This is a genomic window from Pseudomonas sp. HMSC065H01 (genome assembly GCF_001815235.1).
Lineage (GTDB): Bacteria > Pseudomonadota > Gammaproteobacteria > Pseudomonadales > Pseudomonadaceae > Pseudomonas > Pseudomonas aeruginosa.
Genome location: NZ_KV819908.1, coordinates 49,676 through 75,574, shown reverse-complemented (window position 1 = coordinate 75,574; position 25,899 = coordinate 49,676). Strand labels below are relative to the sequence as shown.

Annotated in this window: 25 protein-coding genes; 11 read left to right on the top strand and 14 right to left on the bottom strand. The window is 66.5% G+C overall.

Features of this window, described 5'->3' with window-relative positions:
- Nucleotides 1–42 precede the first annotated feature (42 nt).
- Nucleotides 43–426, top strand: coding sequence for a fluoride efflux transporter CrcB (crcB, locus tag HMPREF3014_RS22855; RefSeq protein WP_003123286.1), 384 nt, complete (start codon nt 43–45; stop codon nt 424–426).
- A gap of 19 nt (nt 427–445) precedes the next feature.
- On the top strand, nt 446–775 hold the full coding sequence (locus tag HMPREF3014_RS22850) for a DUF190 domain-containing protein (RefSeq protein ID WP_003112759.1): 330 nt from the start codon (nt 446–448) through the stop codon (nt 773–775).
- Here the strand turns inward: HMPREF3014_RS22850 and HMPREF3014_RS22845 are convergent.
- On the bottom strand, nt 718–1,512 hold the full coding sequence (locus HMPREF3014_RS22845) for a phosphatase PAP2 family protein (protein ID WP_003112760.1): 795 nt from the start codon (nt 1,510–1,512) through the stop codon (nt 718–720). The genes HMPREF3014_RS22850 and HMPREF3014_RS22845 overlap by 58 nt on opposite strands.
- Before the next feature lie 216 nt (nt 1,513–1,728).
- Between HMPREF3014_RS22845 and HMPREF3014_RS22840 the strand changes: the two genes are divergently transcribed.
- The 5 genes from HMPREF3014_RS22840 to HMPREF3014_RS22820 all read left to right on the top strand — a co-directional run bounded on the left by HMPREF3014_RS22840 (nt 1,729) and on the right by HMPREF3014_RS22820 (nt 5,391).
- Nucleotides 1,729–2,412, top strand: a complete 684-nt coding sequence (locus HMPREF3014_RS22840) for a response regulator transcription factor (RefSeq protein ID WP_003094039.1) — start codon at nt 1,729–1,731, stop codon at nt 2,410–2,412.
- A complete protein-coding gene (locus HMPREF3014_RS22835; RefSeq protein WP_003094037.1) occupies nt 2,402–3,682 on the top strand; it encodes a sensor histidine kinase in 1,281 nt (426 codons plus the stop codon). Before HMPREF3014_RS22840 ends, HMPREF3014_RS22835 begins: the two co-directional genes overlap by 11 nt.
- A gap of 79 nt (nt 3,683–3,761) precedes the next feature.
- The gene (locus HMPREF3014_RS22830; RefSeq protein ID WP_003094031.1) at nt 3,762–4,445 is read left to right on the top strand and encodes a class I SAM-dependent methyltransferase; all 684 of its coding nucleotides are present in this window, start codon (nt 3,762–3,764) and stop codon (nt 4,443–4,445) included.
- 2 nt (nt 4,446–4,447) lie between these two features.
- Complete coding sequence (locus tag HMPREF3014_RS22825; protein WP_003094029.1) at nt 4,448–5,152, top strand: lipopolysaccharide kinase InaA family protein; 705 nt, start codon at nt 4,448–4,450, stop codon at nt 5,150–5,152.
- Nucleotides 5,149–5,391, top strand: coding sequence for a hypothetical protein (locus HMPREF3014_RS22820; protein ID WP_003102660.1), 243 nt, complete (start codon nt 5,149–5,151; stop codon nt 5,389–5,391). The genes HMPREF3014_RS22825 and HMPREF3014_RS22820 overlap by 4 nt, the downstream gene beginning before the upstream one ends.
- 124 nt (nt 5,392–5,515) lie before the next feature.
- On the opposite strand, the gene pncB is transcribed toward HMPREF3014_RS22820, so the two are convergent.
- From pncB to HMPREF3014_RS22785, 7 genes are all read right to left on the bottom strand, one after another.
- Nucleotides 5,516–6,712 carry a nicotinate phosphoribosyltransferase gene (gene pncB / locus HMPREF3014_RS22815; protein ID WP_003102657.1) on the bottom strand — a complete coding sequence of 399 codons (1,197 nt, stop codon included), beginning with the start codon at nt 6,710–6,712 and terminating at the stop codon, nt 5,516–5,518.
- A 137-nt stretch (nt 6,713–6,849) separates the two neighbouring features.
- Nucleotides 6,850–9,906, bottom strand: coding sequence for a multidrug efflux RND transporter permease subunit MexW (gene mexW, locus HMPREF3014_RS22810; protein WP_016852102.1), 3,057 nt, complete (start codon nt 9,904–9,906; stop codon nt 6,850–6,852).
- Between the two features lie 50 nt (nt 9,907–9,956).
- Nucleotides 9,957–11,087 carry a multidrug efflux RND transporter periplasmic adaptor subunit MexV gene (gene mexV, locus HMPREF3014_RS22805; RefSeq protein WP_003123284.1) on the bottom strand — a complete coding sequence of 377 codons (1,131 nt, stop codon included), beginning with the start codon at nt 11,085–11,087 and terminating at the stop codon, nt 9,957–9,959.
- Nucleotides 11,088–11,256: 169 nt separating this feature from the next.
- Nucleotides 11,257–12,351 carry a DUF1513 domain-containing protein gene (locus tag HMPREF3014_RS22800; protein WP_003102648.1) on the bottom strand — a complete coding sequence of 365 codons (1,095 nt, stop codon included), beginning with the start codon at nt 12,349–12,351 and terminating at the stop codon, nt 11,257–11,259.
- 10 nt (nt 12,352–12,361) lie between these two features.
- Nucleotides 12,362–13,426 carry an imelysin family protein gene (locus HMPREF3014_RS22795; protein WP_003102644.1) on the bottom strand — a complete coding sequence of 355 codons (1,065 nt, stop codon included), beginning with the start codon at nt 13,424–13,426 and terminating at the stop codon, nt 12,362–12,364.
- Nucleotides 13,427–13,435: 9 nt separating this feature from the next.
- On the bottom strand, nt 13,436–14,857 hold the full coding sequence (locus tag HMPREF3014_RS22790) for a di-heme oxidoreductase family protein (RefSeq protein ID WP_003102642.1): 1,422 nt from the start codon (nt 14,855–14,857) through the stop codon (nt 13,436–13,438).
- Nucleotides 14,858–15,020: 163 nt separating this feature from the next.
- A complete protein-coding gene (locus tag HMPREF3014_RS22785) occupies nt 15,021–16,361 on the bottom strand; it encodes an imelysin family protein (RefSeq protein ID WP_003112765.1) in 1,341 nt (446 codons plus the stop codon).
- Nucleotides 16,362–16,554: 193 nt separating this feature from the next.
- Here HMPREF3014_RS22785 and HMPREF3014_RS22780 point away from each other — a divergent pair, with 193 nt between their 5' ends.
- Together HMPREF3014_RS22780 and HMPREF3014_RS22775 are read left to right on the top strand one after the other, a co-directional pair.
- A complete protein-coding gene (locus HMPREF3014_RS22780) occupies nt 16,555–17,127 on the top strand; it encodes a LemA family protein (RefSeq protein ID WP_003094011.1) in 573 nt (190 codons plus the stop codon).
- Between the two features lies 1 nt (nt 17,128).
- Entirely contained in the window at nt 17,129–18,031 is a 903-nt protein-coding gene (locus HMPREF3014_RS22775) for a GIDE domain-containing protein (protein WP_003116195.1), read from the top strand.
- On the opposite strand, the gene bifA is transcribed toward HMPREF3014_RS22775, so the two are convergent.
- The 4 genes from bifA to HMPREF3014_RS22755 all read right to left on the bottom strand — a co-directional run bounded on the left by bifA (nt 18,032) and on the right by HMPREF3014_RS22755 (nt 22,209).
- On the bottom strand, nt 18,032–20,095 hold the full coding sequence (bifA, locus tag HMPREF3014_RS22770) for a cyclic-di-GMP phosphodiesterase BifA (RefSeq protein WP_003094007.1): 2,064 nt from the start codon (nt 20,093–20,095) through the stop codon (nt 18,032–18,034).
- Nucleotides 20,096–20,275: 180 nt separating this feature from the next.
- Nucleotides 20,276–20,857, bottom strand: a complete 582-nt coding sequence (sodB, locus tag HMPREF3014_RS22765; RefSeq protein WP_003094005.1) for a superoxide dismutase [Fe] — start codon at nt 20,855–20,857, stop codon at nt 20,276–20,278.
- A gap of 346 nt (nt 20,858–21,203) precedes the next feature.
- Nucleotides 21,204–21,806 carry a LysE/ArgO family amino acid transporter gene (locus tag HMPREF3014_RS22760; RefSeq protein ID WP_003094003.1) on the bottom strand — a complete coding sequence of 201 codons (603 nt, stop codon included), beginning with the start codon at nt 21,804–21,806 and terminating at the stop codon, nt 21,204–21,206.
- 1 nt (nt 21,807) lies between these two features.
- Nucleotides 21,808–22,209: an ACT domain-containing protein gene (locus HMPREF3014_RS22755; RefSeq protein ID WP_023087796.1), complete on the bottom strand. Its 402-nt coding sequence runs from the start codon at nt 22,207–22,209 to the stop codon at nt 21,808–21,810.
- Between the two features lie 97 nt (nt 22,210–22,306).
- Between HMPREF3014_RS22755 and HMPREF3014_RS22750 the strand changes: the two genes are divergently transcribed.
- Nucleotides 22,307–23,209 (top strand): LysR family transcriptional regulator ArgP, encoded by a 903-nt coding sequence (locus tag HMPREF3014_RS22750; RefSeq protein ID WP_003120877.1) that lies wholly within the window; start codon nt 22,307–22,309, stop codon nt 23,207–23,209.
- Here the strand turns inward: HMPREF3014_RS22750 and HMPREF3014_RS22745 are convergent, their stop codons facing one another.
- Nucleotides 23,210–24,268 (bottom strand): saccharopine dehydrogenase family protein, encoded by a 1,059-nt coding sequence (locus HMPREF3014_RS22745; protein ID WP_003093996.1) that lies wholly within the window; start codon nt 24,266–24,268, stop codon nt 23,210–23,212.
- Between the two features lie 184 nt (nt 24,269–24,452).
- Between HMPREF3014_RS22745 and HMPREF3014_RS22740 the strand changes: the two genes are divergently transcribed.
- Nucleotides 24,453–25,442, top strand: coding sequence for an NAD-dependent epimerase/dehydratase family protein (locus tag HMPREF3014_RS22740; protein ID WP_003103823.1), 990 nt, complete (start codon nt 24,453–24,455; stop codon nt 25,440–25,442).
- Here the strand turns inward: HMPREF3014_RS22740 and HMPREF3014_RS22735 are convergent, their stop codons facing one another.
- The gene (locus tag HMPREF3014_RS22735; RefSeq protein ID WP_003103821.1) at nt 25,443–25,706 is read right to left on the bottom strand and encodes a hypothetical protein; all 264 of its coding nucleotides are present in this window, start codon (nt 25,704–25,706) and stop codon (nt 25,443–25,445) included. It abuts the gene before it with no gap.
- Nucleotides 25,707–25,899: the final 193 nt, after the last annotated feature.

The window sequence follows — 25,899 nt, the reverse complement described above, 5'->3', positions numbered from 1 at the left end:
TCGCCTGCCGCCTGTCCGAATCGCTCCTACAAGGACAGGACTATGTGGAAATCCATTCTCGCCATCGCCCTCGGCGCCGCCCTGGGGGCGTTGCTGCGCTGGTTCCTCGGGCTCAAGCTGAACAGCCTGCTGCCCAGCATTCCCCCCGGCACGCTGCTGGCCAACCTGATCGGCGGCTATGTCATCGGCGCGGCGATTGCCTATTTCGCCCAGGCGCCGGGCATCGCTCCGGAATGGCGGCTACTGATCATCACCGGGTTCTGCGGCGGCCTGACCACTTTCTCCACCTTTTCCGCCGAGGTCGTCAGCCTGCTTCAGGAGGGCCGCCTGGGCTGGGCCGCCGGGGCCATCGCGACGCACGTCAGCGGGTCGTTGCTGATGACCCTGCTGGGGTTGTTCTCGATGAACTGGATGCTGGGCAAATAGCGCAGCGGGAGGACCGACCATGCAAGGCTATCAACTGACCTTCATCACCCAGCAGGGGCGCCGCCACCAGGGCCAGCCGATCTGCGACTGGCTGCTGGAAGAGGCGCGCCGCCTGGGCGTGCGCGGTGCCACCGCGCTGGCTGCCAGCGAAGGCTTCGGCCAGAGCGGCCGGCTGCATTCGATGCACTTCTTCGAGCTGGCCGACCAGCCGCAGGAAATCCTCATGGCGGTCGATCCCGAGCAGTCAGAACGGCTGTTCGAGTCGATCCGCCAGGCCGGCGTGCGGCTGTTCTACATGAAGGTGCCCATCGAGTTCGGCGTGCTGGGAGCGGACGAATCGTCTTCCTGAACGCGGTTTTCGTCGGCGCCGCCGTTGCGCTGTCCCCGCGTCTCCGGTCGGTAGAGCATCAGGCGGTACAGGCCGAGGCAGATCAGCCAGTCGAACAGCATCGTCCACAGGTTGTGCGAGAGGAAGTGCGCACCTTGCAGCATGCGCGACAGCGATAGAAGACAGCCCATGGCGAAGGCGAAGGCCAGGGCGTAGCGCGCCAGCCTGGGCTTGCGGTCGCGCAGGGCGAAGAACAGCGCGAACAGGACGAATCCGGACGATGCGTGCCCGCCCGGCCAGCAGCGTCCGGGGTGCTCGGTCGGCGGCCGTGGGCTGAGCAGCGAACTATAGGTTTCCTCGCCGCCGAACTGCGCCAGGCTCCAGGGGCACTGCACGGCGGTGAGCGCCTTGAGCGGAGTGACTATGCTGGCTGCAAGGCTCATGGCGAGGAACACATAGGCCAGCGGCCTGCTCAGTGCGCGCCATGGCCGGTGGAACAGTCCGGCGATGGAGACCAGCAGGCCGAGGACGCTGATGGCGATCACCAGTTGCTTGACCCGGTCGTGCAGGATGTTCTCCAGGAACCAGCTGTGCCGGCCGATGAAGCCGGCGCCCGGGTCGTACATCAGGTTGGCCAGGGCGAGGTCGAGGGTCACCGGCTCGAAGGCCAGCAGCAGTGCCGCCAGGCCCAGCGGCAGGGCGAGGAACAGCCAGGGGTTGAATGGACGGGAAGGGGAATGGACGGCGGCCTGGGTCATGCGATCTCCAACGCTGGCGTTGACGTTCTCTTGACTTCGACGCTGGTTAAATCCACCGCCGGGGTTCGTGCGCATCCGCAAAGCCGCTATGATCGGCGGCCATGGAAGACGCCATGCAGTCTCTGGTGGCGAGCGTAGAGCCGGTGTGAATCGCCGGTGAAGAATCCGTAAATGCGCGAGAGGCGCTCGATCGGTCTTCCTGCGAAGGAGTGGGACATGCGAATACTGGTGGTCGAAGACAACCGCGACATCCTGGCCAACCTGGCCGATTACCTGTCGCTCAAGGGCTATACCGTGGATTGCGCGCAGGACGGGCTGTCCGGCCTGCACCTGGCGGCCACCGAGCACTACGACCTGATCGTGCTCGACGTGATGCTGCCGGGAATCGACGGCTATGCCCTGTGCCGGCGCCTGCGCGAAGACGCACGGCGCGACACCCCGGTGATCATGCTCACCGCCCGCGACCAGTTGGACGATCGCCTGCAGGGGTTTCGTTCCGGAGCCGACGATTACCTGGTCAAGCCCTTCGCCCTTTCCGAACTTTCCGCACGCATCGAGGCGGTGCTGCGTCGCGCCCAGGGTGGCGGCCGCCGCGAGCTGAGCGTGGCCGATCTCAGCTATGACCTGGATACCCTGGAGGTCAAGCGCGCGGGCAAGTCGCTCAAGCTCAATCCGATCGGCCTAAAGCTGCTCGCAGTGCTGATGCAGAAGAGCCCCCATGTGGTGCGCCGGGATGCCCTGGAAGAAGCGGTCTGGGGCGACGACTGCCCGGACAGTGACAGCCTGCGCAGCCACGTCCATCAACTCCGTCAGGTGATTGACAAGCCATTCTCCGTGGCCTTGCTGCATACGGTGCATGGCGTCGGCTACCGCCTGGCGGAGGAGCCGAATGGAGTATAAGCAGAGCCTCGCCCGCCGGATCGTCATCGCCTTCATGCTGATGACGGTCGCCGTGGGGGGACTGTTCTCCGCCGGCATCGTCGGCGTGGTCCACATCATCGAGGAGCGCCTGATTTCCCGCGACCTGGGCGGCGAGCTGGAGCGCATCCTGCGCGACGACCTGGCCCAGGGACGCAACCCGGTGCTCGATCCCGGCATGCGCTTCTTCATCAGCGACGGCCAGGGCTCCTACGCCATGCCGCCGGCGCTGGACCAACTGGATGTCGGTTTCCACGAAGTGTTCGAGGGCGACTTGTCGTTCCATGCGCTGGTGCGCGACATCGATGGTCGCCGCTTCGTCCTGCTGCAGGACCAGAGCGATTTCGAAGCGCGCGAGCAGGTGCTCTACGCCTCGGTGCTGACCGGCTACGTGCTGAGCATCGCCCTGGCCGGCCTGCTTGGCTGGATGCTCGCGCGCAAGGTGATGGAGCCGGTGGTGCGCCTGGCGCGCCAGGTGCGGCATCGCGAACAGTTGCTCGGTCTGGCGCCGCCGTTGGCGCCGGACTACGCCAACGACGAGGTCGGCGAGCTGGCCGCTTCCTTCGACGAGACCCTTGGCCGCCTGCGCGACGCGCTCAAGCGCGAGCAATTGTTCACCAGCGACGTCAGTCATGAGTTGCGTACGCCGTTGATGGTCATCGCCACCTCATGCGAACTGCTGGCCGAAGAACCCAGCCTCGGCCCGCGCGCCCGTGGCCAACTGGAGCGGATGACCAAGGCCACCGAGGAGATGCGCGACCTGGTGCAAACCTTCCTGTTGCTGGCGCGTGCGCAGAAGGGCGAGGAAAGCCTGGCGCCCCACGGTAGCCTGGAGAGCATCGCCGACGACCTGGTCCAGGTCTGGCGCGAACAGGTCGAGGCGCGAGGACTGACCCTGCACTACCGCAACGAAGGCGCCTGCGCCGGCCAGTTCAACGCGCCGCTGCTGCGCGCGGTGATGGGCAACCTGTTGCGCAACGCGACCCACTACACCGATGCCGGGAGCATCACGCTGACCCTCGACGAGCATGGTTTCAGCGTCGAGGACACCGGGGCGGGCGTCCCGGAAGAACAACGCGAACGCATTTTCATGCCCTTCGTTCGCGGCAGTTCCAGCTCCGGGCGCGGCGAAGGCCTTGGCCTCGGGCTCTCGCTGGTGAAGCGGATCTGCGCGGCCGAGGGCTGGAGCGTAACCCTCAGCGCGGTGGAGCCGCACGGCTGCCGGTTCGAAGTTTTACTCGATGTTGCTTGACGAAAAATTCACCACCCCTTGACCCGAGCTTGACGGCTGGATTCATACCGTTCGTCTCATGAATCCTGGAGTTCCCGTCATGAACAATCCGCCTGTCGACCTCGACTTTTCTCACAAGTATGATCGCGAGCATGCTGAGGCCTACCTGAAGAAGCATCAGGACGGCCTCGCCCGGAAACTTTCCCACCGGCGCGACGTCCAACTCGCCCGGCACGCGCTGAAGCTCGCGGGGCAGCCCAACCTGGTGCTCGACCTGCCCTGCGGCGCCGGACGCTTCTGGCCGCTGCTGGCGGAAAAGGACAACCGGGTGATCATCGGCGCCGACAATTCCGCGGACATGCTGGCGGTCGCCTGCGCCGGTCAGCCGGACGGTGTGGTGAAACGGGTACGGCCCTTGCAGACTTCCGCTTTCGCCATCGACCTGCCGGACAGCTCGGTGGACAATATCTTCTGCATGCGGCTGCTCCACCACATCGGCGAGGCGGATGATCGACGCGTCCTGCTCCGCGAGTTTCACCGGGTCACGCGGGACAGCGTGATTCTTTCCCTCTGGGTCGATGGCAATTTCAAGGCCTGGAAGCGTAGGCGCATGGAGGCACGGCGGGTAGCGAACGGGGAACAGACCGGCTACCAGAACCGCTTCGTGTTACCAGCCGAAACGGTCGAGCGCGAGTTCCGCGACGCCGGCTTCGTCGTCCAGAAGCATCTCGATTTCATCCCGCTGTATCACATGTGGCGGGTCTATATCTTGCGAAAGGAATAACGATGGCTCCCGATCTGGCATCCCTGCAACGTATCTCCGGCGACTCCGCCATCGACCAGTGGTTGCAGGTACCCGGCAGCTGGGTCGAGGAGCCCAACGAGCGCCGTGGCGGGGCCAGCGGCGTGCAGCGGGTGTACACCGGCGATGGACGGCTGCTCTATCGCAAGCAGCAGACCGGCCACGTCTACCGCGACTGGCAGCGCCCTTTCGGCTATCCCACCGCCATGCGCGAGCGCGATGCGCTACGGGCCTTCGAGTCGCTCGGTATACGCGTGCCGCGCCTGGTCTATTCCGGCTGCCGCAAGGTCGACGGGCAATGGCAGGCGCTGCTGGTGACCGAAGCCCTGGAGGGTTTCTCCAGCCTCGACGAGTGCTATGCGCGCGGTGACCAGGACCGCTGGGGCGAAGCGAAGCACCAAAGAATTCTGCAACAAATCGGCGCTACCATTGCCCGGATGAATCTCGCCCACTGGCAGCACGGTTGTCTCTATCCGAAGCACATCTTCGTCCGCGTCGAGGGTGAGGCCATCGAAGTAGCGCTGATCGACCTGGAGAAGAGCCGCCGCCGCCTTACGGTGAACAAGGCGTCCCAGCACGACCTGAAGCAGTTGAAGCGCCGTTCGTCGTGGACTGGCGCGCAGTGGCAAGCCTTCATCTATGGTTACCAGACGGCGTTTGGCAGCGCCATCAAAGGGTTGCAGACATGAAATTAGAAATCACTCGAGGTTTGTTGCTGGTCGGCGCTCTCGCCGTGGCTACAGCCGCGGCTGCCGCCTGGCACGAACCCGCGCCGAACGTGGTGCAGATGAGCGGCGGTCATGAGTACTGCCCGACGCCTTCGGCGCTCAAGGCCGAGCGGCCGACGCGCCAGGAGGTCCAGCCGAACAAGGACATCCTGCTGCTGATGTTCGGTCTTTCCCAGGGGGGAGCCAGCCTGTCGCGCTGAGTCTCCTTGTCGAAAAAGCCCCGCCTTGGCGGGGCTTTTTCATGGGCGATGAGATCGTCGGAGGCATGGGCCGAATAAGGACCAGGCCTCATGCGCCACCTTGCCGCAGCGCGCCAGGCTTGCCCTAGGCGACCTGGAACACGTGCTTGAGGTAGTGGATGAAGTCAGGGTCCCGGCATTGCGCCTTGCCGGGCGTATCGGAGATCTTCGCCACCGGATGGCCGTTGCAGGCGCTCATCTTCACCACGATGTTCATCGGCTCGACGCCCGGCAGGTCGCAGGTGAAATGCGTGCCTATGCCGAAGCTGACGTTGATCCGGCCCTGCAGCGCGCGATAGATCTTCAGGGCCCGCGGCAGGTCGAGGCCGTCGGAGAACACCAGGGTCTTGGTCAGCGGGTCGATGCCCAGCTTGAGGTAGTGGGCGATGGTCTTTTCCGCCCACAGCAATGGGTCGCCCGAGTCGTGGCGGAGGCCGTCGAAGAGCTTGGCGAAATAGAGGTCGAAGTCGCGCAGGAAGGCATCGGTGGTGATGCAGTCGGTCAGCGCGATGCCGAGCAGCCCACGGTATTCGCGGACCCAGCAGTCCAACGCGGCACTCTGGCTGTCGATCAGGCGCGGACCGAGCTGCTGGTGGGCCATCAGCCATTCGTGGGCCATGGTGCCGAGGGGCTTGAGGTCGAGCTTGCGTGCCAGGTGGACGTTGCTGGTGCCGACGAAGCAGCCCGGAAAGTCCTCCTTCAGACCGCTCACCACCGCCTCGTGGACCCGATAGGAGAAGCGGCGGCGGGTACCGAAGTCGGCCATCTTGAAGCCGGCCAGTTCCTCGGCGCTGGCCTCCCGGCGCAGCCAATCGAACTTTTCCTGCAGGCGTTCGCGCGCCTGCTCGACGGTGGCGGCCGGGTAGCGGGCGCGGTTGCGCACCTCGCTGATCATCGCCAGCAGCGGCACTTCGAAGAGGATCACGTGCAGCCAGGGACCTTTCAGGCGCAGGAAGAATTCGTCGTTCTCGATGCCGGTCTGCACGTAGCGCGGGTTGAAGCGGAACAACCCGAGGAAGCGGATGAAGTCCGGCGCGAGGAAGGGAATCCGTTCGAGGAAGGCCAGTTGCTCGTCGCTGATCGCCAGGCCCGCCAGGTATTCCAGTTGTTCGCGGATGGCCGGCAGGTACAGGCGCAGGTCTTCCTGGTTGCGGCAGCGGAACTCCCACTCCACCTCGGCGTTGGGATAGTTGTGCAGCACCGCCTGCATCATGGTCAGCTTGTAGAAGTCGGTATCCAGCAGGTTCTGCACGATACGTTCGGAAAAAGCGCTCTCGGCCATGCTCGTCTCACCACTGCGTTTCAGCGGGCAGTCTACTGGAGGCGGCTGCCGGCGGACATAGGATCGCGCCCGGAGGGCTGTGGGATGGGGCGACAGCGCCGGCGGACAGCGCTGTTGTCGCTGTCCGCCGTTTCCGATCAGTGTGCGTTTGCCGCTTGCGTCACGCCTGGCGGGGCATCCGGCCTGGCCACCAGGGTGTAGATGCACGGCAGGACGAACAGGGTGAAGAGGGTGCCCACCGACATGCCGGTCGCGATCACGATGCCGATGTCGAAGCGACTGACCGCCCCGGCGCCGGTGGCGAGGATCAGCGGGATCACCCCGAGCACCATAGCCGCGGTGGTCATCAGTACTGGCCGCAGGCGGATCGCGGCGGCCTGCTCGATGGCCTCGCGACGCCCCAGCCCCTGTTCGTGGCGCAACTGGTTGGCGAACTCGACGATCAGGATGCCGTGTTTGCTGATCAGGCCGATCAGTGTCACCAGGCCGACCTGGGTATAGATGTTCAGGCTCGACACGCCGAGGAACAGCGGTATCAGCGCACCGCAGATCGACAGCGGCACGGTGACCATGATCACCAGCGGATCGCGGAAGCTTTCGAACTGTGCGGCGAGGACCAGGAAGATGATCGCCAGGGCCAGTCCGAAGGTGACCAGCAATGCGCTGCCTTCCTGCACGTATTGCCGGGAAGCGCCGGCGTAGTCGACGGCGAAGCCACGCGGGGCTTCCTCGCGGGCGATCTGCTGAACCGTCTCGATGGCCTCGCCCATGCTGACGATGGGGAAGCCGGAGATGATCGCCGAGTTGAGCTGCTGGAACTGGTTCAGTTGCCGTGGCCGTGCCCGTTCGTGGGTCTCGATCAGGGTCGAGAGGGCGACCAGTTGGCCGTTGCGGCTCTTCACGTAGTAGCTGCCGAGCCAGCCGGGATTGTCGCGATAGGGGCGTTCGACCTGGGCGATGACCTTGTAGCTGCGCCCGTCGATGGTGAAGCGGTTGATCTCGCCCTCGCCGAGCAGGCTGGCCAGCGCCACCCCCAGGTCCTGCATGGAGACGCCCATCTGCGCGGCCTTCTCGCGGTCGATGTCGACCACCAGCTCGGGTTTGTCGAACGCCAGGTCGAGATCGAGGAAGGCGAACTTGCCGGACTCGCTGGCGCGCTGCTTCACCCGTTGCGCCACTTGCAGCAGCGACTCGTAGTCGTTGGCGGTGTTGAGCACGAACTGGAATGGCAGGCCCTCGCCGGTGCCCGGTAGCGACGGCAGGTTGAAGGCGAAGATCTGCACGCCGGGAATCTCGTTGAGCTTCGCCTGCACCGCATGGAGCAATTCCATCTGGCTCTTTTCGCGTTCGTCCCAGGGCTTGAGCAGCATGCCGCCGATGCCGGCCTGGACGCCGTTGTAGCCGTTGATCTGGAACGCCGAGTAATACTCCGGGAAGCTGCGGAAGATGCCTTCGAACTCGGCGGTGTAGTGATTCAGGTAGTCGAGGTTGGCGGTTTGCGGCGAGTTGGTCATGAGGAACACGATGCCCTGGTCCTCTTCCGGCGCCAGCTCCTTCTTGGTGAACATCAGCAGTACCGGGATCAGCGCCAGTACCAGCACGGCGAACACCAGGACCACCGGACGGGTGTCCAGGGTGCCGTGGAGGGCGCGCTGGTAGCGTTGCTTCAGGCCCTCGAAGATCAGGTCGAGGCGATGCGCCAGGCCCGAGGGATTCTCCTCGTGGCGCAACAGGCGCGAGCACATCATCGGCGACAGGGTCAGGGCGACGATCCCGGAAATGATCACCGCGCCGGCCAGGGTGAAGGCGAACTCCTTGAACAGGGCGCCGGTGAGGCCGGTGAGGAAGCCGATCGGCGCGTAGACCGCGGCGAGGGTGATGGTCATGCTGACCACCGGTACGGCGATCTCCCGCGCGCCCTCCAGGGCAGCCTCGAAGGGCGGCTTGCCCTCCTCGATGTGGCGGTGGATGTTTTCCACCACCACGATCGCGTCGTCCACCACCAGGCCGATGGCCAGGACCATCGCCAGCAGGGTCAGCAGGTTGATCGAGTAGCCCATGGCCTGCATGAAGAACAATACGCCGATCATCGACAGCGGAATGGTCACCACCGGGATCAGTACCGAACGGAACGCGCCGAGGAACAGGAACACCACCACGATGACGATCAGCACCGCCTCGCCGAGGGTCTTCACCACTTCATCGATGGAGGCCTGAATGAAGCGCGTGGCGTCGTAGGCGATGGACACCTTGAGGTTGGGCGGCAATTGCTCTTCCAGTTCGGGCATCTTCGCCCGCACTTCCTTGATCACGTCCAGCGGGTTGGCGCTGGGCGTGCCCTTGATGCCGATGTAGACCGAGGGAATCCCATTGAACGAACTGATCGCGTCGTAGCTGGCGGCGCCCAGCTCGACCCGTGCGACATCACCCATCAGCACCCGGCGGTCGCCGTCGGTCTTCACCGGGATGGCGGCGAAGGCCTGGGGCGACTTGAGGTCGGTGGAAGCATTGACGCTGGTGACCACCAACTGGCCCTTCACCTCGCCGGCGGCGGCGAGGAAGTTGTACTGCTGCACCGCCTGGTTGATCTCGCCGGCGGTGACGCCGAACGCGGCCATCTTCACCGGGTCCAGCCACAGGCGCATGGCGAACACCTGGTTGCCGAGGATCTCCGCCTCGGCGATACCGGGCAGGGTCGCCAGCTTGGGCTGGATCACCCGCGACAGGTAGTCGGTGATCTGCGGGTTGTTCATCTGCTCGCTGTAGAAGCTGATGTACATCAGCGCCGAGGCGTCCGCGGCCTCCTTCTGCAGCACCGGGTCCTCGGCGTCCGGCGGCAGCTGGCTCTTCACTTCGTTGGACTTGGCCAGCAGCTCGGTGACCAGGCGATCGGTATTGGCGCCGATCCGCGCGTAGATGGAGATGGTCGAATAGTTCTGCCGGCTCACCGAGGTCATGTAGTCGATGCCTTCGGCGCTGGCCAGGCTCTGCTGCAGCGGCTGGGTGATGTAGCCCTGGATGGTTTCCGCGTTGGCGCCGGCGTAGAGCGTGGTCACCGTGATCAGCGCGTTCTCCATTTGCGGATACTCGCGGATCACCAGCTTGCTGAAGGCCTGCATGCCGAGCAGGACGATCAGCAGGCTGACCACGCTCGCCAGGACCGGACGACGGATGAACGGATCGGTAAAAGCCATGTTTCAGTCCCTTGGCAAGCCTTCCGCCACGGAGCGGGAAGGCGCGCGACTCAGTGCTCTTGCTGGAGGTCCCGCTCGGCGACGATGGCCACCGCGGCGCCGTTGTCGAGCTTCAGTTGCCCGGAAGTCACTACCTGCTCGCCGCCCTCCAGGCCTTCGAGCACCACCGCCAGGCCTTCGCGGCGTTCGCCGATCCTGACGAAGCGGCGCTCGACGACCCGTTGCGGCTGGCCCTTGTCATCCTTCGACACCTGGCCCTGCTCGTCCTTCTTCTGCCCGACGACGTAGATCGAGTCGCCGTAGAGGGTGAAGGTGATCGCCGTCTCCGGGACCACGACGCGTTGTTCCTCGCCAGGCAACATCACCTCGAGGTTGGCGAACATGCCCGGCAGCAGCTTGCCGTCCGGGTTCTCCAGGGCAGCGCGGACCTGCAGGTTGCGGGTCTCGTTGTCGACCTTGGGGTTGATGGCGGCGATCTCGGCGTCGAACACCTGGGCGGGGTAGGCGGCGACCCGGACCTTCACCAGTTGGCCGCGGCTGAGCAGGGGGAAGTCCTGCTCGGGCAGGTGGAAATCCAGGAGCAGGGTGGAAAGGTCCTGCAAGGTGGCGATCGGCGTCCCGGGCGAGACGTAGTCGCCGACGTCCACCTGGCGGATGCCGATGGTCCCGGCGAAGGGCGCGAGCACGCGCTTCTTCGCCAGCGCCGCCTTCAGCTCGGCGACGGTGGCGCTGGTCTTGGCCCACTGCGCGGCGAGACGATCGAATTCGCTTTTCGAGATGGCCTTGCTGCCGATCAGTTCGCGGCCGCGCTGGTACTCGGCCCTGGCCAGGCCGAGATCGGCCTCGGCAGTGCGCAGGGTGGCTTCCTCGACGTCGCTTTCCAACTGGATCAGCGGTTGGTCCAGCTTCACCTGGTCGCCGGAAAGGAACAGTACGTCGCGTACCGTGCCGGAGACTTCGGCGGTGAGGGTCACGCCCTGGAATGCCTTGAGGCTGCCGATGGCTGGCAGGCGGCTCTGCCAGGGACGCTTTTCGGCCAGGCTGGCGGTCACGCTGATCGGCGGTTTCGGTGCGCTGAAAAGGGCGATCTGCTGACGGATGGAGTAGACCTTGTAGCCGGCGAGAATCGCCACCACGGCGATCACCGCGGCGAGCATGATCAACATGCGGCGGAGCAACATAATCCTGGTCCCTGGTATGCCGAGAGCGCCCCGTTTCGGGGCGAATCCGACACATTACGTGCAGCTTTCAAGGCTTGTCAAAGCACAGGATTGGCGAAAGATTTCAAGCGTGTTGCAGGTCGCTTCCGACTTTCGCGGACCGGTATGGCGAGAGGTTGACGCCGCGCTCTCAGGCCAGGTGCAGGTGGTTGTCCCAGAGGCCGGAAGGCAGCTCCAGCGGTTGCGCGGCGATGCGCTCGCCCTGGCAGTCGTAGAAGCGGCAACGGCCCTGTCCGGACGTGACGACGAAGCCGTTCTTCACCGCGCCCACGCCGGCGCAGTCCGGCAACGGCGCGTCGAGGCGTACGGCACCGCTGTCCAGGTCCCAGATGAAGAAACGGTTGCCGCGCGGGGCGGTCAGGGCCACCAGGCGCAGGTCGTCGTGGATCGCCACGCTGGCGGTGTACTGGGCCATCGCCAGGCGCTGCTCCTCGGCCACAGGGAAGGCTTCGAAGGGACGGCCGGGGCGCTTGATCGCCAGCAGGTCGGCATGTTCGTGGGCATCGCCCATGAACTGCTGGCCGGCGACGATGGTGCCGTCGCGACCGATCGCCAGGTGGCGGACGCTGTTCATCTGCTGCGCCAGGGTTTCCTTGGACAGCAGATTGCCGTCGCGGCGCATCAGCACCAGGCTGGGCTCCATGGCGTCGAGGTTCATCTCGACCCGGCTTTCCGCCTCGGTGCGAATGCCGCCGTTGGCCACTACCAGTGTCTCGCCGTCGGGCATCCAGGAAACCTGGTGCGGCCCGAGGCCGTGGGTGGAGATCTCGCCGCTGTGCTGCAGTCGCTCGCCGTCGAAACGGTAGACGCCGAGCACGCCGCGACCGGGATCGGTAGTGTCGTTCTCGGTGGCGTAGAGCCACTCGCCGCTCTGGTGGAACACGCCGTGGCCGTAGAAGTGGCGGTCTTTCTGCGAGACCAGGGTCTGCAGCAGGCGACCGTCGTTCAGGTCGATCAGGTAGCTTTCGGTGCCTGGCCGGCGGGCGACGAACAGCGCCAGCGGCAGGCTCGGGTGCTGGACGATGTCGTGGCAGCGCTGGGCCACGCGGGTGGCGAACTGGCACTTGCCGTCCAGGCGGTAGCCCACCGCGTAATGCTGGCCATCGGCGTCGTCGCGTGCCGATAGCACCAGCGGTTGGCTACCCAGGCGGCTGAAGCTCCAGCCGCCGAAGGACAAGGCGCCGAGCAGCAGGCTGCCCAGGCCGATCACATGACGTCGCAGCATGGTGCCGACCTCAGTCGCCATCGTTGGCGTTGAAGCCCAGTTGCACGCCGAGGGCGCGGGCCAGATCGCCTTCGTGCAGGCGGTGGACCACGTTCAGGCTGTCATAGAGGGCGTTGAGCTGGTTGCGCCCGTCTTCGCTGGCGAGCAGTTCGGAGAGCGGTTTCTGTTCCAGCGCCGCCAGCTTCGCGTGGCTGTCGGCGTAGGCGGCGTCGATCTTGCCGGCCAGGTCCTTCTGTTCGGCCGGCAGCAGGGTCTTCAGGCCCTTGCCGTCGATACCTTCCCAGAGCGCCTGGGCGCCGCTCAGGCTGGCGTCCAGGCTGGCCAGCGAGGCGTTGCTGCGCCAGGCCTCGGCCTGGTAGGGCTGGGGAATGCCCTTGCTCTGCCGGCCCAGCGGAGTACCGAGTTTCTTCTTCAGCATGTCCAGGGCGGTGACCTGGACCCGCAGCAGCTCGGCGATCGCCTCGTGGGCGTCGGCGTAGCGGTCGTTGGGGAACTTGCTCATCTGGGTGAGCATGCCGCCGTCGTTCTTCCAGCGCGCCAGGATGTCCTGGGCCAGTTGCTGCTGGTGGGTGCCGATGGCTTCCAGCAACGGGCAATAGCGGGCCTTGGTGGCGGCGTCGGCGAGGTCGATCTTGCTGTCGAAGAGGATGTATTCGTAGGCGGAGAGCCCCTGCACCACCACGCTGGCCTTGGCCAGGGCCGCGGCGTCGACCTGCGGGTTGTTCTTCAGCAACTGTTCGACCTGGCGCCCGACCAGGTCCTTCTTGTCCGGCCAGAACTGCACCTGCCAGGCGCGGTTGCCCTCGGCCAGCGGGCCGATCAGCAGCGGTTGCAGCTCGGCCCAGGCCTTCTGCGCGGCGTGGAACGCGTCGCGGGCCTTGGCCAGGTCTTCCTTGCCCTGGCAGTAGGCCAGGGCGCTGCTGGCCAAGGCCTGGTCGGCCTCCACCCAGCGGCTGTAGGTCGGCAGGATCACCTGTTGCGCCAGGGCGGCACTGGTGACGGCCTGCGGGTCTTGCGGCGAGCAGGCGCCGAGGGCGATGGCGAGGCTGGTCAAGAGCAGTCGTGGGCGGAACATGTGGGCTCCTCAGAGTGAATTCAGGAAGGCCAGCAGGGCGCTGCGCTGGTCGGCGTCGAAGCCGAGCACGTGCCGCTTGGCCGCTTCGGCTTCGCCGCCGTGCCAGAGGATCGCCTCCAGCAGATTGCGGGCGCGCCCGTCGTGGAGGAACTGGGTGTGGCCGTTGACCGTTTCGGTCAGGCCGATGCCCCATAGCGGCGGGGTTCGCCAGTCCCGCCCGCTGGCGAGAAATTCCGGGCGATTGTCCGCCAAGCCGTCGCCCATGTCATGCAGCAACAGGTCGGAATAGGGACGAATCCGCTGGTTGGCCAGCTCCGGCTCGCTGGCGTCGGAACCGGTAGTGAAGGCGGGAACGTGGCAGGCCACGCAGTTGGCCTGGGCGAACAGACGCTTGCCGGCCAGCACCTGCGGGTCGTCCACCTTGCGCCGCGCCGGGACCGCCAGGTTGCGGCTGTAGAACAGCACCTGGGCGAAGATGTTGTCGCTGACTTCCGGCTCGCCGCCGTCGGGCGCCCGGCGGCACTCGACCTGGGCGGCGCTGCAGTCGTCGTGGGGCAGCAGGCTGCTGGTCAGGCCCATGTCGTTGGCGAAGGCGTGCGCGTTCTGCTGCGGGATATCCGGCTGGCCGGCCTTCCAGCCGAAGCGGCCGAGCGCGGTGCGCTGCCGCGCGGCATCCCAGACCTGGTTGGCGCGCCCGCGGATACCGTCGCCGTTGCGGTCGTCCGGATCGGCATTGGCCAGGATCGCCTCTTCGGGAATCGCCTCGAGCAGGCCGAGCCCGATCATCGGCGGGGCGACGCGGGCGGAAAACATCGTCTGCGGATGCATCGGCCCATAGCCGAGCTGGCTGATACGCAGGATCGGCTTGCGCAGTTCGACCTCGGTGCCGTCCTCGAACCTCACCTTCAGCGGCTCGTAGTCCACCCGCACCTTGCCTTCCGGGGCGACGCCGGGAATGCCGACGTCCTGCAACTGGCCACCGTAGGTCGGCTCGGGAATCACCCCCTGGTGCAACAGGGTCTTGCCGTCCGCAGGGCCGGCCGGGATCGACAGGCGTACCAGCATCGACACCGCGCTGACCGCGTCCGCTCCCGGCGGGTGGCCGCGGCCGTCCTTCACATGGCAGTTCTGGCAGGCGTTGGTATTGAACAGCGGCCCCAGACCATCGCGCGCGGTGGTGGAGGAAGGGGCGATGACCCAGGGGTTGCGGAAGAAACTGTTGCCCACGCTGAAGTCCAGGCGCCGGCTCGGGGCGAGGTTGGCGGAGGGCAGGGAGAAGGCGTTGCGGTCGCTTTGCAGCACCGTGGTCGCGCCCCCGGACAGGTGTTCACCGGGCTCGGCGCGCAGCGGTTCGTCGTCGGCGCCGCATCCGCCCAGAAGGAGCGCCGTCAGGAGACAGGCGAGCGGCATGGAAGGTGACGGCAACGACATCGGCGAACATCCCGGGACTGCGTGGAAACAGCCCGCAAGCTTACCAGTTGGAGCTAATCAAAATAAGAGGGATTTGCGTTTGTAAAGGCCCGCGAAGTCCGCTTTCGAGGCCCTGAAACGCAGCGTGCGGCCATGGGCCGCACGCTGTTGGCGCAGGAAGGAATCAGAACTCGTGGTCGGCGTTGTCCGGCTTCAGGTCCTGGATACCCAGCTTGCCCGCGGCCTGCTCGATGGCGCCGGTCTGCTTGACCAGGGCGGCGATGGCGTCGCGGATCTTCTGCTGGCCGTCCTTGTTGTCCGGAGCGATCATCTGGTCGAAGTGCACGCCATCCTTCTCGGCGCTGTCGACGATGGCCTGCAGCTTGGCCTCGGTGTCGGCCAGGTCGGCCTTCAGGGTGTCGTTGGCGGCGGCGTCGGCCTTGGCGACCAGGTCGGCCAGGCTCGGGCCCTTGACCACGCTGCCGTCGATGCGCTTGTACTCGCCGAGGTAGATGTTGCGGATGCTCTTGCCGTTGAAGAACAGGGTGTGGTGGGTGTCGTCGCTGAAGCAGTCGTGCTCGTCTTCGGTGGAGTTGGCCTCCAGCGCGACCTTCATGCGCTCGCCGGCCAGTTCGCCGAGGGACAGGCTGCCCATGCCGAAGAACATCTTGCGCAGGCCGGTATCCACCGGTTCGGCCTCCAGCTTGGCGCGGTAGTTGTCGGCGACGCCGGCTTTCCACTGTCCGGCCATGTATTCGAGGTCGCTGACCAGCAGGTCGGTGACGGCCTTCAGGTAGGCGGCGCGACGGTCGCAATGGCCGCCGGTGCAGTCCTTGCCCTGGGCATAGTCGGTGGCCGGACGATTGCCGGCGCCGGGACCGGTGCCGTTCAGGTCCTGGCCCCAGAGGAGGAACTCGATGGCGTGGTAGCCGGTGGCGACGTTGGCTTCGGAACCGCCCAGCTCGTTCAGGCTGGCCAGTTTCTCGCCGGTGATTTCCTTGACGTCGATCTTGTCTTCGCCGACCTGGATCTCGGTGTTGGCGACGATGTTGGCGGTGGCGCCGGGGTTGCCCAGGGCGTGCTGGTAGTCCTTGGCGACATAGTCGATCAGGCCTTCGTCCAGCGGCCAGGCGTTAACCTGTCCTTCCCAGTCGTCGATGATCGCGTTGCCGAAGCGGAAGGCTTCGCTCTGGGAGTAGGGGGTACGAGCGGCGAACCAGGCTTCCTTGGCGGCTTTCAGGGTCTCCGCGTCAGGCTTGGCGAGGAACGCGTCGATGGCTTTCTGCAGGTCCTTGGCGGTGCTCAGGGCATCGGCGAAGGTGGCTTCGGCGAGGTCCGCGTAGTTCTTGATCACCGCCTTGGCGGCGGCCTCGTCGACCTTGGCGGCCGGGGCGGCGGCGGGCGCGGCGGGCTGCGTGCTGGCCGCCGGTGTTGCGGGCGCTTCGGCTTTCTTGTCGTCGCCGCAGCCGGCGAGGGAGATGGCGAGGGCCAGCAGACTGGCGGTGGCCAGGGGCATACGAGTCATGGCGGATTCCTTTGCTTTATTGGTGGCGTGCCGAAGCGGCGTGCGCTTGTCGGAAACACCCGCGAGGGCGTTAAAAAACCGCCACATAATGCGAAAGATTTGCATTTTTGAAAAGGGCGCAGCGTGATCGCCGTCGTGCCTGGACATGTCGGGCGCAGCTAGAATGCCAGTATCTTCGTCCGGAGCTCCGTCCATGAGTCTGACCGCTATCGCTTTCTGGGTTGTCCTGCTGCTGCTCGCCGGCTACGCGGTGGTGCTCTACAACGGCCTGGTACGGCTGAAGCACGCCGTGGGCAAGGCCTGGGCCAACATCGACGTGCTCCTCAAGCAGCGCCATGACGAGTTGCCGAAGCTGGTCGAGGCCTGCAAGCAATACATGCAGCACGAGCGCGCCACCCTGGAGCGGGTCATCGCCGCCCGCAACGCCGTCGCCAGCGCCCGCGAGCGCGCCGACGTGAATGCCCTGGGCAAGGCCGAGAGCGGCCTGCGCGCCGGCCTGGGGCAGCTCTTCGCGCTGGCCGAGAACTACCCGCAGCTCAAGGCCAACGAAAGTTTCCAGTTCCTTTCCCAGCGCATCAGCGGCCTGGAGAACGGGATCGCCGATCGCCGCGAGCTGTACAACGAGGCGGTGAACCTGAACAACGTGCGCATCGAGCAATTTCCCGACCTGCTGATCGCTCGTGTCGCTGGCTTCAAGGCCGCCGAGCTGTTGCAGTTCAGCGAGGCGGAGAAGGCCGACGTCGATCTCAAGGCCCTGTTCGGCTGAGATGGACTTCGACCTGCGCTGGCTGTTCATCGCCGCCAGCCTGGGGCTCTGCGCCTGGGCCGGCTGGCAGTTCGTGCACCGCCTTGCCCGGGCGCGCCTGCTCGGCGACGTACCGACCTCGCGGATCCGTTCGGCGGCGCAGGGTTTCGTCGAACTCTACGGGGTGCTCGAGGAGGGCCCGGAAGGCCCGCTGCAGGCTCCCTTGACCGGCAAGCCGTGCCTGTGGTGGCGCTACCGCATCGAAGTCGAGGAAAAGCGCAGTGGCCGCGAGAAGGCCTGGCGCACCGTCGACAAAGGTGCCAGCGAGTCGCCATTCGGCTTGCGCGATGCCACCGATGCCTGCCTGGTCGACCCACGCGGCGCCGAGGTGCGACCCTTGACCCTGCAGCGCTGGGAGGCTTTTCGCGAAGCACCGATCGATACCCTGCGACTGCTGGAGAGCTTCGGCACCCTGGTCGGCGGAGAGCGGCTCTACCGCTACACCGAGGAGCGCCTGCATGCCGGCGAGCCGCTCTATGCGCTGGGCGAATTCCGCAGCAGCGGTGGCGGTCGCCAGGGACTCGATGCCGAACGGGCGCAGGGTGCGGTGATCCGTGAATGGAAGGGCGATTTCCACGGCCTGCTGGCGCGCTTCGACAGCGACGGCAACGGCGAGCTGGACGAGCGCGAATGGAACCGGGTGCGCCTGGCGGCACGGCTGGAGGCCGAGGATCGGCATCGGGCAAGCAGCGCCGCGCCGACCCGCCACCGGCTCGGCAAGCCGGGGGAGGCGCATCCCTTCATTCTCTCCAGCCAGGGCGAGGACGATCTCGCCGTGCAACTGCGCCGCCAGGCGGCGGGGGCCGCGTTGCTCTGCCTGGGCAGCGCGCTATTGGCGGGCTGGCTGTTCAGCCGCCTGTTCTGATCAGGGCCGTTCGCTGCTGGTGGCCTGGCTCAGGCGTCGCGCCTGCTTGAGGTACTGGGTCAGTTCCCTGGCCGGCAGCGGCTTGCTGTACAGGTAGCCCTGACCTTCGTTGCAACCTTCGGCGATGATGTACGCCTCCTGCTCGGCGGTTTCCACGCCCTCGGCGATCACCTGCATGCCCAGGCTCTTGCCGAGCTGGATGATGGCGCGAACGATGGTCGCGTCGTCCTCGTCCTGCAGCAGGTCCTGGACGAAACTCTTGTCGATCTTGATCTTGTCCAGCGGCAGGCTCTTCAGGTAGCTCAGCGAGGAATAGCCGGTGCCGAAATCGTCGATGGCGATCAGCGCGCCGGCGCGGCGCAGGCTGAGGAGGTGCTGGGCGGCAGTGGAGATGTCCTCCATCAGGCCGGTCTCGGTGACTTCCAGCTCCAGGCTGCGCGCCGGCAGGCGGTAGACCTGCAGCAGGTTGCTGACCACCCGTGGCAGGGCGTTGTGGTGGAGCTGCACGGTGGAAAGATTGACCGCCATGCGCAGGTCGTCGAAGCCCTGGTCGTGCCATTCGCGCAACTGCCGGCAGGCCTGGTCGAGCACCCACTCGCCGATGCTGAAGATGCTGCCGTTCTGTTCCGCCAGCGGGATGAACAGGTCCGGCGGGACGAAGCCGTGCAACGGATGTTGCCAGCGCAGCAGCGCCTCGACGCCGACCACGCGGTGGTCGCGGTAGTCCACCTGCGGCTGGTAGACGAGGTGCAGCTCGTGGCGCTGCAGGGCGTCGCGCAGGTCCTTTTCCAGTTCCCGGCGGCGACGCATCTCGCTGTCCACGCTGGCGATGTAGAACTGGTAGCGGTTGCGCGAGCGGGTCTTGGCCAGGGTCATGGTCTGCTCGGCCTTCTGCAGCAGTTTCTCCGTGGTCTCGCCGTCCTCGGGGAACAGGGTGATACCGATGGTGGCGCGCAGGCGCACCTCGTGCTGGTCGATCTCGAACGGCGCTTCCAGGCCGTCGAGGATGCTCTGCGCCAGTTCGGCCGCCTCGTAGGGTTGCTCGATGTCGGCCTGGACCAGGGCGAACTGGTCGCCGCCCAGGCGCGCCAGCGAACCGAGCCGCGCGCTGTGCCCGCGCAGGCGGTCGGCGAGGGCGATCAGCAACTGGTCGCCGAGCTGGTAGGTGTACTGCTCGTTGATCCCCTTGAAATCGTCGAGGCCCAGGCACAGCACTGCTACCCGGCGCTGCTGGCGGCCGGCGCCGTCGAGGATCTGGTCGAGTTGCTGTTGCAGCAACTGGCGGTTCGGCAGGCCGGTGAGGAAGTCGTACTGGGAAATGCGCAGCAGGTTGTCTTCGGCCTCGCGGCGCAGGTGGCTGTTGCTTTCGATCGAGGCGAGCAACTGGTTGGCGGTGGTCACCCAGAGCCCCAGCTCGTTGCGTTCGTGCCCCTTGAGCAGCGGCAACTGGTGCTGGCTGGGGCGGTCGGGATTGATGCTGACCAGGTGCTCGATGATCTTCGACAGCGGCTTGGTCAGCATCCAGTGGTAGACCAGGAACAGCACCAGGCCCATGGCCAGGGCGCGGAGAATGCCGGAGATGAAGATGATTTCCGAAGTGGTGACGAAGTTCTCGCCGTAGGGCGCGGTGTCCAGGGTGATCTTCAGGTCGCCGTAGTATTCGCTATAGGGCGGGCGGCCGATCAGTCGAATGCTGAAGGTGCGTTCCTGGCCGAGGATCGGGTCGGTCAGCCAGCGCGTCGGCAGGTCCAGCAGCGGCCTGGATTTCTCCGCCAGCATCGGCTCGCCGGGATGGCCGATGCTCGCCTGGCGCACCGCCTCGTGCTGGAACAGGCCTTCGAGGACCTGCATCGCCATTTCCCGGTCGAGGCTGTAGACCGCCTGGGTGGAAGGGTCGCGGACCATCGCGAGGATGCGTTGGGCGTCGCTGCTCACCGCCTGCTTGGCCTTGTAGGCGTCGAAGACGATCTGCGCGCAACTGAGCACTACGCCAACGGCCAGCGCCGCCAGTAGCACGACACGCAGCAGCTTGAGCGAGAGGCTGTGTCGGGAGTCCAGTTTCAAGGGGCCTTCCTTGTTCGTCGCCAGGGCGAAAGACAAGCCGGTAGGAAGAGCTTGTTTACCTCAAGAGGCTATCACGAGCGAAGGTCTACCAGTTCCTGAGGGTAGACGATGGCTCCTGGACCGCAGATTAAAACGAAAAAGCCCGGCGAATGCCGGGCTTTTTCGTGGTTCTGATCAGACTCAGGCAGCGAAATTCTTCGCTACGAAGTCCCAGTTGACCAGGTTCCAGAACGCCTCGACGTACTTCGGACGCAGGTTGCGGTAGTCGATGTAGTAGGCGTGTTCCCAGACGTCGCAGGTCAGCAGCGGGGTGTCGCCGCTGGTCAGCGGGTTGCCGGCACCGATGGTGCTGGCCAGGGCCAGGGAGCCGTCGGCCTTCTTCACCAGCCAGCCCCAGCCGGAACCGAAGGTGCCGACGGAAGTCTTGGTGAACTCTTCCTTGAACTTGTCGAAGGAGCCGAAGGCGGCGTTGATGGCGTCGGCCAGGGCGCCGGTGGGCTGGCCACCGCCGTTCGGGCTCAGGCAGTTCCAGTAGAAGGTGTGGTTCCACACCTGGGCGGCGTTGTTGAAGATGCCGCCGGAGGAGCTCTTGACGATCTCTTCGAGGCTCTTGCCTTCGAACTCGGTACCCGGGATCAGGTTGTTCAGGTTCACCACGTAGGTGTTGTGGTGCTTGTCGTGGTGGTATTCCAGGGTTTCTGCGGAAATGTGCGGCTCAAGGGCGTTCTTTTCGTAAGGCAGCGGCGGCAATTCGAAAGCCATGGTGTCTCTCCTATTCTTCCTCAGGTCAGGACTGGCGCGGCTAGCGCGCGACCGGTTCACGGGGCCGGTCCGATGCCTGTCCGGGAGCCCGTCCTGGATCCCCGGGGGGACGTTCGGCGGAGCGCTCCGGAAAGGGCGCCGGGTGCGACTCGGAGCCTAGGCTCCCAGTGCCGCGAACTCCGGATCATAGCACCCGTGTCGGGGCATATCCACGCAGCAACTGTAGGGGCAAAGGCCGGCGGCGGCGCGCTGCGACGGGCTTCTGCAAGCTCGCCGGCGAACACCGCCACATTCTCTCTGGACTGCCTGGCGGCGCGAGGGTTCGCTCGGGAAGACAGAAACCGCGTTATCCCCGGAACAGCAGTTGCGCGGCCATGCCCAGCATCATGGCCGCCACCATCAGGTCGAGCAGGCGCCAGGTGGCCGGGCGCGCCAGCCAGGGGGCCAGCCATGCCGCGCCGAGGGCGAGGGCGAAGAACCACATCAGCGAGGCGCTGGCCGCGCCGAGGGCATAGGCGCCCGGCGCGGCCTGCTGGGCGCCGAGCGAACCGATAAGAAGTACGGTATCGAGATAGACGTGGGGGTTGAGCAGGGTGACCGCCAGTGCCGCCAGAAGCACCGCCTTGCGCGAGCGTGGCCCGGTTTCCGCGGCGTTGCCGAGGGCGTCCGGGCGCAACGCGCGAAGCAGCGCCTTGAGCCCGTACCAGGTCAGGAAGGCGATCCCGCCCCAGCGGGCGATGGCCAGCAGCGTCGGGTTTTCCAGCAGCAGCTTGGCCAGGCCGAACACGCCGAGGCTGACCAGCACCGCGTCGCAGAACACGCAGAGCGCGGCTACCGAGAGGTGATGCTCGCGGCGCAGGCTCTGCGCGAGGACGAAGGCATTCTGCGCGCCGATGGCGATGATCAGGCCGGCAGCCACCAGGATGCCGTTGAGATAGCTCTGCCACATGTCAGTGTGCCTCCGCCGCCAGCCGCTGGAGCACGGCGAGGGCGCGCCGGCCCTCGTCGCGGGCGACGAACAGGTGGTCGTGGAAATAGCCGGCCATCACGTTGCAACTGATCCCGGCTTCGGCCAGCGCCGTGGCGAAGGCGGCGGTCAGGCCCACCGCCGCCAACGAGGAGTGCACCGTCAGGGTGATCCAGGCCGCCACGTATTCGTAGGGCAGGCCCAGGCGTTCGGCCTGCCGGCGTTCGAGCACCAGGGTCAGGCCCTCGCGCTCGCGGAAGCTGGCGAGCGGCTCGGCGCCGTTCGGCAGCGCGCCAGCGGCGCAGGTACAGAACACATAGTCGCCGGGATTGAGTTCGGGAGTGAGCGTGCGCAGCAGGGGGCGCAGCGAGGTTTCGCCAGCCATGGTCGGTCCGCGTCGGGTGGATCGGAAAAGTGCTGGCGAGTGTGGCCGCGGGCGGTTTATAAGGAAAACGAATCCTGCTGATCTCTCATTAGGAAAACTGATTTTGTTCGACTACAAGTTGCTCGCCGCGCTGGCCGCAGTGGTGGAGCAGGGCGGTTTCGAGCGCGCCGCACAGGCGCTGGGGCTGTCGCAGTCGGCGGTATCGCAGCGGATCAAGCTGCTCGAGGCGCGGGTCGGCCAGCCGGTCCTGGTGCGCGAGACGCCGCCGCATCCCACCGATCTCGGGCGCCGCCTGCTCAACCATGTGCAGCAGGTGCGGCTGCTGGAGGGCGACCTGCAGCGCTGGGTGCCGAACCTGGATGAAGGCGGTGCCCCGGAACGCCTGCGCATCGCTCTCAACGCCGATAGCCTGGCGACCTGGTGGGCCGCCGCGGTGGGCGATTTCTGCGCCGAGCGGCGGGTGCTGCTGGACCTTGTGGTGGAGGACCAGGAGGTCGGGCTCAAGCGCATGCGCGCGGGCGAAGTGGCGGGCTGCGTCTGCGGTAGCGCGCGGCCGGTGGCCGGCGCGCGTTCGCTGCTGCTCGGAGCCATGCGTTATCGCGGCCTGGCCAGCCCGGATTTCATTGCCCGGCACTTTCCCCGCGGGGTCGAGGCGGCCGCCCTGGCCGGCGTGCCGGCGATCGTGTTCGGCCCGGACGACCTGCTGCAACACCGCTTTCTCAAGGACCTCGGCGTCGAGGGCGGTTTCATCCACCACCTCTGCCCGTCCTCGGAAGGTTTCGTCCGCCTCACCGCCGGCGGTCTCGGCTGGGGCCTGGTGCCGGAGCGCCAGGTGCAAGGCGAGCTGGCGCGCGGCGAACTGGTCGAGCTGCTGCCCGGCCAGGTCATCGACGTACCGTTGTACTGGCACTACTGGCGCAACGGCGGCGAACTGCTCGCGTCGCTCACCGAGCACCTGCTCGCCCGCGCCGGCGACGGCTTGGTGCGGGTGTCAGGCTGATCAGCCGATGACGGTGATTCGTCCGGAGCCGGGCAACGATTCGACACAGCGCGCGCCGAGCAACCGCGATGGCGTGAAGTAGCCGCCGGGACCCTGGTAGTCCAGCAGGTGGCGCACTGCCAGGAGCACGCCGTGCAGGGTCAGGTCGTACACGTTGGCCGTCTCCAGGCGCGCCGTGCGGCGTTCGCCGCGGGCGTTGCGCGCCTCGCCCCAGACCCAGGTGCGCAGGCGCTCGCGGGCCGCCTGGTCGGGGCCGGCGATGCGTTTGTCGACCTGCCCCTTGAGCCAGTCCTGGACCCGTTGCCGACCGAGCAGCGGACGCAGCGGGTCGATCAGGCGCATGCCCAGGGCCAGCAGCGGCGGCGCCGGCAGGTAGACCTCGATGTCCGGGATGCCGGTGCTGTAGTAGGCGGTGGCCACGTCGCCCCAGGGAATCGTCACGGCGTGCCGCAGGCCGCGGCCGAAATCGATGTCGCGGCGCTTGTAGCCCAGCGGCACGTCGCGCAGGCGGCCATTCTCGCGGATCTTGCCGCCGAACTTGAGGCCTTCGACGCTGGTCTTCGCGGTTCCCGTCGAAAGCCCGCTGCCGGTGTCGAAGCCCAGCGCCAGCCGTTGCGCGTCCGGCAGCGCCTCCTTCAGGCAGGCAGCCAGGCAATCGGTGGGGATCACATCGAAGCCGACGCCCGGGCAGACCACGATGCCGGCCTCGCGGGCCTCGGCGTCGCCGGCGTGGGCCTGCTCGAACACCGCGATCTCTCCAGTGATATCCACGTAGTGGGTGCCGGCGGCGCGGCAGGCGGCGATCATCGGCGTGCTGGTGGCAGAGAACGGACCGGCGCAATGGGCCACCACCTTCACCTGGTCCAGGGCTTCGCGGCAGGCCTGCGGATCCCCCAGGTCGAAGACCCGGCACTCCAGCCCGAGCTGGCTGCCGAGCGCGTGCAGGGCGGCCGGGTTGCGTCCGCCGAGGAGCGGCGTCAGGCCCTCGCGCTGCGCCTGTTCAGCGACCAGCCGGCCGGTGTAGCCGTTGGCGCCATAGATCATCCAGTGACTGGCCATGGTGCGTCTCCCAGCGTGCAGGTGGCTTTCAGGTTAGACCTTGTAGCGCGCAGCGCCGCTTCTGTCGCCCAACGCAAGTCGTGCCGGCGGCCCGCAAGGTCGTTGTTCTGGCATGCTGTGCCAGTGGTGGCGCGGCTCCGGGTTGCTAGAGTCGCGGCACAAGAAGAACAACGGGAGAAACGCAATGCGGATTCTGGTAACGGGGGCGACGGGCTTCATCGGCGGGCGTTTCGCTCGCTTCGCCCTGGAGCAGGGCCTGTCGGTACGGGTCAGCGGTCGTCGTGCGGACGCGGTGGAACATCTGGTGGCGCGGGGCGCCGAGTTCGTTCCCGGCGACCTCGCCGACCCGGCGCTGGTCCTGCGCCTCTGCGAGGATGTCGAGGCGGTGGTGCATTGTGCCGGCGCGGTCGGAGTCTGGGGGCCGCGCGAACGCTTCCTGGCGGCCAACGTCGGGCTTGCCGAGAGCGTCGTCGAGGCCTGCATGCGGCAAAAGGTGCGGCGCCTGGTGCATCTGTCGTCGCCGTCGATCTATTTCGACGGGCGCGACCACCTGGACCTGAACGAAGAGTACGTACCCCGGCGTTTTTCCGACCATTACGGGGCGACCAAGTACCAGGCCGAGCAACTGGTGCTCAGCGCTCGCGACCTGGGCCTGGAAGTGTTGGCGCTGCGTCCGCGCTTCGTGGTCGGCGCCGGCGACACCAGCATCTTCCCGCGAATGATCCAGGCCCACCGCAAGGGACGCCTGCGGATCCTCGGCAACGGCCTGAACCGGGTCGACTTCACCAGCGTGCACAATCTCAACGACGCGCTGTTCAGTTGCCTGCTGGCCGGCGAGCCGGCGCTGGGCAAGGTCTACAACATCAGCAACGGGCAGCCGGTACCGTTCTGGGATGCGGTCAACTACGTGATGCGCCAGCTCGACCTGCCGCCGGTCGGCGGTCACCTGCCGTATGCCGTCGGCTATGGCCTGGCGGCGCTCAACGAAGGCGTCTGCCGGATCCTGCCGGGGCGCCCGGAGCCGGTGCTGTTCCGCCTGGGCATGGCGGTGATGGCGAAGAACTTCACCCTGGACATCAACCGCGCCCGCGAATACCTCGACTACGACCCGCGGGTCAGCCTGTGGACCGCGCTCGACGAGTTCTGCGCCTGGTGGCGCGCCCAGGGACTCTGATCAGCCGCGCAACGGGCCGGCGTATTGTCGGCTCGGCGCCTGCGCGGGCAACAGGGAAGGTTCCGCCGGCGGCAGCGCGACCCCGCTGAGCCTGCCGAGGCGCTGTCCCAGCTCCCGCGTCGTCGCATCGCCGGAGCGGGCGCAGGCCGCCTGCATCGCGGCGATCGCATCGCGTTGCTGGAAGTGGATATCCAGCGCCTGTTCCTCGCGCAGGCGTCGGCGCACGGCGCGCATGCAATCCAGCAAGGATTTGTTCAACTCCATGCATCCTCCGGCTCTCGAATCTGCCCGGCAATGCCCAGGCAAGCGACGTGCCATGCGGGCCGCGGACCAGCGCCGGCGTGCGGGGCGGGGAACCGCTGGCGGCCTGCGGCGGTCTGTGCCGGACAACGTTCGCTCCGTCTTGGGGCGCACGGCTTCGCGGTGGAGCGCCCCGGTCCGGCAATTTGCTTCGAGC